Origin of the sequence: Aeromonas sp. R3-1 (assembly GCF_040908345.1) — a bacterium.
GTDB lineage: Bacteria > Pseudomonadota > Gammaproteobacteria > Enterobacterales > Aeromonadaceae > Aeromonas > Aeromonas veronii.
Genome location: NZ_JBFODN010000078.1, coordinates 1 through 1,186 on the forward strand (window position 1 = coordinate 1; position 1,186 = coordinate 1,186).

A 1,186-nucleotide genomic window follows, 5' to 3' on the forward strand; every position below is an offset into this window, starting at 1 on the left:
CCTCTGTCGGTGGTCTCAAGCCGCTACAACGTGGTACAGCCTCACGAGGTGCTGCACTTCTATCAAGACCTAGTGGAAGCCGGTGGCTTTGAGCTAGAAACCGCAGGCTCGCTCAAAGGTGGCCGCAAACTGTGGGCACTGGCTAAGACCGGCCAGGATCTAAAACTCAAAGGTAATGACTTGGTAAAATCCTATCTGCTGCTGGCAACCAGCTGCGACGGCACGCTCTGCACCACGGCGCAGTTCACCTCGCTGCGGGTGGTCTGCAATAACACCCTGCAGATGGCACTGCGTGGCGCTACCGGCGCCATCAAGGTACCCCACTCCACTCAGTTCGATGCGGCGACCGTCAAAGAGTCGCTCGGACTGGGGCTCTCCCATTGGGATGAGTTCAAAGTCCAGACTAAGGAATTGGCACAACGGCCCGTCGCCCCCGAAGAGGCGCTGCGCTTTTTCAGCGACTTGCTGGCGCAACCGCTCGATGAGGAGAACATCATCCTCACCAAGCCGGTACAACGGCTGCATGAGCTGTATATGGGCGCAGGCATGGGCTCAGAGCTTGCCAGTTCCCGCAATACCGCCTGGGGGCTGGTCAATGCGGTAACGGAATACGTGGATCACCACCGCCGTGCCCGCAGCCAAGATCACCGGCTTGATTCCGCTTGGTTCGGTCAGGGTGCCCAACTCAAATCCCAAGCCTTGAATCAGGCACTCACTCTACTGCAGTAATTCCGCTTCTCCATTCAAACCGCATAACGACCTCACCCGGACTGGCACAAGCCAATCCGGGCGTCGCCATTTATGCCGTCAACAAGGACTCGTCATGAAAGCAAAAGCCAAATATGGCCAAGCCCTGCGGCTGGCCTCTACTACCCAGTTAACCCGCGAGCAATGGCTCGCTATCCGCAAGCTTGGCATTGGCTCCTCCGATGCCGCCGTGGCAGTGGGGCTATCCCCCTACAAATGCCCGCTCAGCCTGTGGTTGGAGAAGACTGGCCGCAAGGAACCGGAGGATATCTCCCATAAGGAAGCGGTGCTGTGGGGCATTGAGCTAGAGCCGGTCTTGGCGCAGGTCTACGCCAAACGCACCGGCTACAAGGTGCGCCGGGTTAATGCGGTACTGCAACACCCCGAGCACCCCTTCATGCTCGCCAACCTCGATCGGGAGGTAGTCGGCCATCCCGAT

General features: G+C 58.9%; 2 protein-coding genes. Both read left to right on the forward strand.

Annotated elements, in window-relative coordinates; translation table 11 throughout:
- Positions 1–729: DUF932 domain-containing protein (locus AB5Y85_RS05200; RefSeq protein ID WP_368221239.1), on the forward strand; the 729-nt coding region annotated here is incomplete at its 5' end.
- Positions 730–823: 94 nt separating this feature from the next.
- The coding region (locus tag AB5Y85_RS05205) for a lambda-exonuclease family protein (protein WP_368221240.1) at positions 824–1,186 on the forward strand (363 nt) is incomplete at its 3' end.